Source organism: Methylobacterium sp. WL18, assembly GCF_008040015.1.
Lineage (GTDB): Bacteria > Pseudomonadota > Alphaproteobacteria > Rhizobiales > Beijerinckiaceae > Methylobacterium > Methylobacterium mesophilicum.
On sequence record NZ_VRVD01000258.1, the window covers coordinates 1 to 6,512 of the forward strand.

The 6,512-nt window shown below is 67.8% G+C and carries 8 protein-coding genes; 3 read left to right on the forward strand and 5 right to left on the reverse strand.

The window, feature by feature from the left end:
- Positions 1–699 (reverse strand): LysR family transcriptional regulator (locus tag FV228_RS17450; RefSeq protein WP_147855786.1); only part of this gene is annotated, 699 nt, incomplete at its 3' end.
- A gap of 91 nt (positions 700–790) precedes the next feature.
- Here FV228_RS17450 and FV228_RS17455 point away from each other — a divergent pair.
- The 3 genes from FV228_RS17455 (at position 791) to FV228_RS17465 (ending at position 3,086) form a co-directional block, all read left to right on the forward strand.
- Entirely contained in the window at positions 791–1,351 is a 561-nt protein-coding gene (locus FV228_RS17455) for a DUF4865 family protein (RefSeq protein WP_147855787.1), read from the forward strand.
- 22 nt (positions 1,352–1,373) lie between these two features.
- Positions 1,374–1,766, forward strand: coding sequence for a tautomerase family protein (locus FV228_RS17460; RefSeq protein WP_147855788.1), 393 nt, complete (start codon positions 1,374–1,376; stop codon positions 1,764–1,766).
- Between the two features lie 87 nt (positions 1,767–1,853).
- Positions 1,854–3,086 (forward strand): MFS transporter, encoded by a 1,233-nt coding sequence (locus FV228_RS17465; protein WP_147855789.1) that lies wholly within the window; start codon positions 1,854–1,856, stop codon positions 3,084–3,086.
- 105 nt (positions 3,087–3,191) lie between these two features.
- Here FV228_RS17465 and FV228_RS17470 read toward each other — a convergent pair whose 3' ends face one another.
- The 4 genes from FV228_RS17470 to FV228_RS17485 all read right to left on the reverse strand — a co-directional run bounded on the left by FV228_RS17470 (position 3,192) and on the right by FV228_RS17485 (position 6,397).
- Complete coding sequence (locus FV228_RS17470; RefSeq protein WP_007559662.1) at positions 3,192–4,067, reverse strand: RNA polymerase factor sigma-32; 876 nt, start codon at positions 4,065–4,067, stop codon at positions 3,192–3,194.
- Positions 4,068–4,389: 322 nt separating this feature from the next.
- The gene (locus FV228_RS17475; RefSeq protein ID WP_147855790.1) at positions 4,390–4,989 is read right to left on the reverse strand and encodes a CarD family transcriptional regulator; all 600 of its coding nucleotides are present in this window, start codon (positions 4,987–4,989) and stop codon (positions 4,390–4,392) included.
- Between the two features lie 559 nt (positions 4,990–5,548).
- Positions 5,549–5,887 (reverse strand): ferredoxin FdxA, encoded by a 339-nt coding sequence (gene fdxA / locus FV228_RS17480; protein WP_147855791.1) that lies wholly within the window; start codon positions 5,885–5,887, stop codon positions 5,549–5,551.
- 216 nt (positions 5,888–6,103) lie between these two features.
- Entirely contained in the window at positions 6,104–6,397 is a 294-nt protein-coding gene (locus FV228_RS17485) for an RNA-binding S4 domain-containing protein (RefSeq protein WP_147855792.1), read from the reverse strand.
- Positions 6,398–6,512: the final 115 nt, after the last annotated feature.

Below are 6,512 nucleotides of genomic sequence, written 5' to 3' on the forward strand. Positions count from 1 at the left end.
CGCCAGGCCCGCCATGACGGCGGCCCCGACAGCCAGCACGCCGCCCCCGACGAACACCTCGGTCCAGGGCAGGCCGGCCGCGTCTAGCGTGCGGCCCGCCGCCGCTCGGACGTTACAGGGACTCGACAAGCCCGCCAGCCGGAGCGGCTCGCCCGCCGGCGGGATCGGGAAGTCCGGAGCGGCGAACCAGCCCAGGCGTTCCTGTGCCAGGATCGTCCCGTCCCGCCCGGGCATCTTTTCTGTCCGCACCAGCACGGCGTCGTAGCCGCTCTCGCCTGCGGACTCGAAGGCGGCGGCAAGGTCCCGCGAGGGGACGATCCGCACCTCCAGGGTCAGGCCGTCTTTCGCGAGGCCGAGGCGCCGGAGCAGCGCGGGCAGGTCAGGCCCAGCAACGTGGTCGCTGATTCCCAGGCACAGCCGGGCCGGGACAACGCCGTCCATCTCGGCCAGAGCGCTCTCGTGCGCCTCCAGCAGCCGACGGGCTGCTGCCAGAAACAGTTCGCCCTTTCGAGTGGTGGCCACATGCCGGGGCGTCCGGTCGAGCAGCCGCTGTCCGAGCCGATCCTCCAGGCGCTTGAGGCGCAGGCTGATCGCTGCCTGCGAGGTCTCGAGCGCTTCGGCCGCCCGGGTGAAGCTGCCGAGATCGACCACCCGCACGAAGGCCAGGACGCCGTCGAGGTCGAGGGGGCGGGCCAGCATCACAAGCATCCGTTATGATAGATATGATCAACGATATCTGGATCAAATGATGCGACTCGGCAACTTTGGCATCGGAACCCAGGAGGGAACGATGCTCGTTGCGCGCTACCGACACCGCTTGCCGGCCGATTATCCGATGGATCGCATTCGTACCCGGATCGCCGAACGGGCCCCCGGCTGGGCCGCCATACCCGGCCTCGTCTTCAAGGCCGTCGCCATTGAGGAGCGGGCGCGCGGTACAGCCGCGAACGCCTACAGCTCTTTTTACCTGTGGCGCACGGCCGGCGCCGCCGCCGACTTCCTCGCCGGCCCAGCGTTCCAGGCCGTGATCGAAAGTTTCGGCCGCCCGCAGGTGGAGACGTGGCTTCCGTTCGACGTGAGCCTCGGCGGCGCCGCGACGGCCGTCGCCCTGTCCGAGGAGACGCGGCCGGTCGGCCCTGACGAGGACCTGCTCCGCCAGCGGGGAATCGAGCGGGCCCGGGGCCGGGACCTCGCCACGCAACCGGGTGTCCTGGCCACCCTGGTCGGGCTCGACCCCGCCGCGTGGCGTCTGACCCGGTTCACCCTGCTTGCCGACCCTATCGACGCTCGATCCGGCGCTGAGGTCGCGCATCTCGCCGCCCCCGGTCTCGACGCCCTGCGCAGCGTCTGACACCTATTCCCGGAAGACCTCGATGCCTCTGATCCGCATCTCCCTGCGCACCGGCACGGCCCCGGCTTTCCGCACCGCCCTCGTGGAGGGGATCTACGCCGCCCTGCGCGAGACCTTCACGGTGCCGGAGGGCGATCTGTTTGCCGTCGTCCACGAGCACGAGACGGCGAACTTCCACTACGGGCCGAACTATCTCGACATCCACCGCGGCGACGGGCTGGTGATCATCCAGATCAACTGCAACGCCACACGGACCACCGCACAGAAGCGGTCGCTCTACACAGCGGTGGCCCGCAACCTCGGGCGCGAGCCGGGGGTGAAGCCGGCCGACGTGTTCGTGAACCTGGTCGAGGTCGCGCCCGAGAACTGGTCGTTCGGCGACGGGCAGATGCAGTACGGCCCGCCGGGTCCGTGAGGCCGCACGGCGCGGACGCCCGCCGCCGGGCTTGACCGTACGAGGGACGGCGTTCAGGTCCGGGGCCCGTTGCCAGACCTGGATCGCATGAGCCCCACCGCACACCTCGCCCTGATCAACCTGTTCACCGGGGACATCCAGGGTGGCCTCGGCCCCTTCCTGGGGACGTGGCTAGCGCAGGCCGCGTCCTGGAGCCCGGCGCGGGTGGGCTTTGTCATCACCCTTGTGGGCATCGCGACGCTGTTCCTGAGCGGCCCGTTCGGGGCCCTGGTCGACCGCTTTCCAAGTCCGCGCCTCCTGGTGGCGCTCGCTTGCGCGGCGATCCTGGCGGGCACACTCCTGCTTCTCCCAGCGCGCAGCTTCCCGGCGGTCCTAGTGGCGCAACTGCTCGCCGCTGCGGGAGGCACCCTGTTGCTGCCGGCGATCGCCGCGCTGACCCTCGGGATCGTCGGGAAGGACGGGTTCCCCAAACAACAGGGTCGCAACCAAGCGTTCAACCATGTCGGCATCCTGATCGCCGCCGGCGGCATCAGCCTCGGTACGGGGACGTTCGGACCGGCGATCGCATTCTGGGTGCTGGGCGGCATGGCGGTCGCCGCCATCGTCGCGACGCTCACAACCCCGGCCGGTGCCTGGAACCGGCGCCGCGCGGTCGGTTGGAAAGAGGACGCGGACGACGAGCCGCAGCGTAGCGGCATTCGTCAGGTCCTCGGCAACCGGCGCCTGCTGGTGCTCACCGTAGCGCTGACGCTGTTCAACCTCGGAAACGGCGGCATGCTGTCCCTGCTCGGACAGAAACTGGTGGCCACCGCCGCCGACGCGACGACATGGACCGCCCGCTACGTGATGGTGGCACAACTCGTGATGGTGCCGGTGGCGCTGTTCGCCGGCTCCCTGGCGGATCGGCGTGGGCGGCGCCAACTCCTGATGGTGGCGTTCGCGGTACTGCCGGTGCGGGCGGTCCTGTCGGGTCTGATTGACGACCCGGTCTGGCTCATTACGGCGGAAGTCCTGGACGGCGTCGCCTCCGGCATTGTCGGCGTGGCGGTGCCGGTGATCGTGGCGGACCTGACCTGGGGGTCCGGGCGCACCCAAACAGCGCTCGGCAGCGTCAACGCCGTGCAGGGTGTCGGCGGCGCCCTGTCGGGGTGGTATGGCGGCCTATCTTACGGATTGTTCGGCTGGACCGGCGCGTTCCTTGCCCTCGGCGTACCTGCGCTTGCCGCCCTTGCGCTGGTGATCTGGCTCGATACTACCCCCGAGCCCGGTCGGCGCCGGCGTCGACGGGAGCGGCGCAGCGCGGCGGTGCAGGGAGCGTAGAACCTTTCTCCAAGCAGGGCCCAGAACGAGCCCCCTGCTGGAAACGCAAAAGCCCGGCCCAGGAGCCGGGCTCGTTCGAAAGACCGCCTCCTCTTGCCAGGAGGATCAGCCGATATGTGGACTGCCGGTGGCGGCCGGAAAGCGGTCGGCCAGGGCGCGGCGGAGCTTCTCCAGGGCGCGGTTCTCGATCTGGCGGACCCGCTCCTTCGAGATGCCGAGGCGCTGGCCAAGAGCCTCGAGGGTCGCCTGATCCTCAGCGAGACGCCGCTCGCGCAAGATGCGCAACTCTCGCTCGGATAGGACAGTGAGGGCCTGCTGCAGCCAGCTGAGGCGCCGCTCGCCGTCGACCGTGGCGCTCACGGTTTCGTCCGGTAACGCAGCCCCATCAACCAAGAAGTCCATACGCTCGGAGGACGCGTCGTTATCCTCGCCGACTGGGGCATTCAGCGACATGTCGGGACCCGAAAGGCGGGCATCCATCAACGCCACATCGTCGCGCGAGACACCGATGGCGGTGGCGATGCGGCGGTGGATCTCGTCGCCGACATGCTCTTCGGTGGATTGCATCAACCGGGCGCGCAACCGGCGCAGGTTGAAGAACAGGGCCTTCTGGGCCGAGGATGTGCCTCCGCGCACGATCGACCAGTTGCGCAGGATGTAGTCCTGGATCGAAGCCCGGATCCACCACGTCGCGTAGGTCGAGAACCGGACGTCCCGCTCCGGCTCGAACCGCGCCGCGGCCTCCATGAGGCCGACGTGACCCTCCTGCACCAGGTCTGCCATCGGCAGCCCGTAATGACGAAAACGCCCCGCCAGGGCGATGACGAGGCGCATATGGGCTGAAATCAGGCGGTGCAGCGCCCGCTCGTCGCGGTTGTCCTTCCAGCGGACGGCTAGGCCGCGCTCTTCTTCCCGGGCCAGGAAGGGCGCCTCCATGGCAGTCCGAATGAACTGCCGTCGAATTCCAGCGATATCAGCCATCCCGCCTGCCTCTTGTTGCCGAGTGCTGTTGCGGCGCCGAACGGAGCGTCCAACCCGCAGGGCGTCACCGAACGGCGGCGCCAGGCAACCGACAACGGAAGGCCAATCACGAAAGTTCCGCCATACGCCTTCGCAGTGCGACAGGCGAATGGCCACGTTTTCGTGTTTCCGTACGAGACATGGGTTCTAACGTCGCGTCGTCCAGCCCCCGGTATGTTGAACGGGTGCGGAAAAGCGAGAGCGGCTACCGATCCGGTGTGCCGGCACGAAAAAGCCCGACCCCCAGGGGCCGGGCTTTTTCCTTCGAAAAAACAGGGGCGCTTCAGGCCGCGACTTCCTGGATATCGTCGCCCTCACTTTCGGCTTCCGCCTCCGGCTCGGCCTCGCTCTTGGCGCGGCGCGGGGACTTGGCCAGGCTCTGTTCGATCAGCTTCAGCGCCTCGGTCTCGGTGATGCGGTTGACCGAGGAAATCTCGCGCACGATCCGGTCGAGGGCCGCCTCGTAGAGCTGGCGCTCCGAGTAGGACTGCTCGGGCTGCGCCTCGGAGCGGAACAGGTCGCGCACCACCTCGGTGACAGCCAGCAGGTCGCCGGAGTTGATCTTGGCCTCGTATTCCTGCGCCCGGCGCGACCACATGGTGCGCTTGATCCGGGCCCGGCCGGTCAGCACGTCCAGGGCCTTCTTTACCAGGTCTGGTTCGGCGAGCTTGCGCATGCCGACGGAGTTGGCCTTCGCGGTCGGGACGCGCAGGACCATCTTGTCCTTCTCGAACGAGACGACGAACAGCTCAAGTTTGTAGCCCGCGATCTCTTGCTCTTCGATCGCGGTGATGCGACCGACGCCGTGGGCCGGATATACGACGGCCTCACCGGTCTTGAAGCCTTGCCGGCCAACGGTCGTCGTCTTCTTGGCTGTGGTCATGCGAGAAGGGCCTCCACTGGCGCGCGACGCTCCGCGCCGCGCAAAACCGTGTTCTTCCGGGCGGGATACCCGGTTTGCCTCGCCGTTCCCGGGACCCGTGCCCACCAGGCACAGATCCGGGCGTTCCCCGGCGCGGCCGTGCAAACACCGGAACATCCGCCGAAGTCACCCTCGGCGGTCGTTCGCGTGCCACGCCTCTAATTCACGAAAGCGAAAGGCTTTTCGGTCTGAGGGAGCACGTCTGGCGCAAGCGACGGCAGGCGGATTGTGTATCACAATCCGGCGCACAGATCAAAGCATCCCTGAAGAAGCGCGCGCGATCCGGGCGCAGCCTCGAAAGAGTTTTACACCGGCCAAGCCGGAGAGGAATGACCTGCTCGCGGCTCAGGGCTTCGCTTGACGCAGGTCCAATGCGGTTTCGGCCCTGATCCACAGGCGCGGAACAAGCCAAGGATCGATCGCAACATCGTGAGGCGGTCCGTTACCCCATTTTTGCCCGCCGCGGGCCCGCGTTCTGAACCACCCTGGTCCAGCCCGACCTGCGCAGCAGCATCAGGCTCTAGTCGCCCGAGCCGGGGTTGCTGGAGAAATGCGCCTCGAGCTTCCCGGAGACGCCGTCCCACTCCTTGGCATCGGATGGCGCGTCCTTTTTCTGGGTGATGTTCGGCCAGCTCTTGGCGTAGTCGGCGTTCAGCTTCAGCCACGTCTCGAGGTTCGACTCGGTATCGGGCTTGATCGCTTCAGCCGGGCACTCGGGCTCGCAGACGCCGCAATCGATGCACTCGTCCGGATGGATGACGAGCATGTTCTCGCCCTCGTAGAAGCAGTCCACCGGACACACCTCGACGCAGTCCATGTACTTGCACTTGATGCAATTGTCAGTGACGACGTAGGTCATCGGCTGTCTTCGTCCTAAAAATTCTGTTCGGCCCGGGCGGAACCTGGAAGGCCCACACGCCCAGGTGGCGCTTCGATGGTGCGCCGCAAAACCTCGCGTCGAACCAAGTCTTTCGGAAGCCAAGGGCTCTAGACCCTGCCTCCCGGGCTGACAAGCGCACGGGTGTCCCAGGGGACTGCGACCCGATTGGCGGCGCGCCTCTGTGGCGCCGGTTCATCACTCGGGTAGCTCAATCGCCGACTGTACGCCGGCCAAGTCCTCGTAAAGGAGCCGTGCCTCCGGGGCAGGTCCCCGCCGCTCTCCGAGGCCGAGTACGCGCACGGCCAGGGTCGCGTGAGGAGCGGCCACCGTCACCACATCGCTGATCACGATGCCCTTGGCCGGGTTCTCGGCTCGCGTTCCGTTCACCCGCACGAAGCCGTCTTCGGACAGGCGCGCGGCCAGGGAACGGGTCCGCGCGAACCGCGCGAACCAAAGCCACTTGTCGAGCCGCTGCCGACCCTCCCGCATCCGCGGGCGTCAGCGCTTCCCGCCGTCGCCGGCTTCGAGCTGCGCCTTGAGCGCCGCCAGCTTGGCGAAGGGCGAATCCGGATCCGGCGCCCGTTCGCGCCGCGGCGGACGCTGG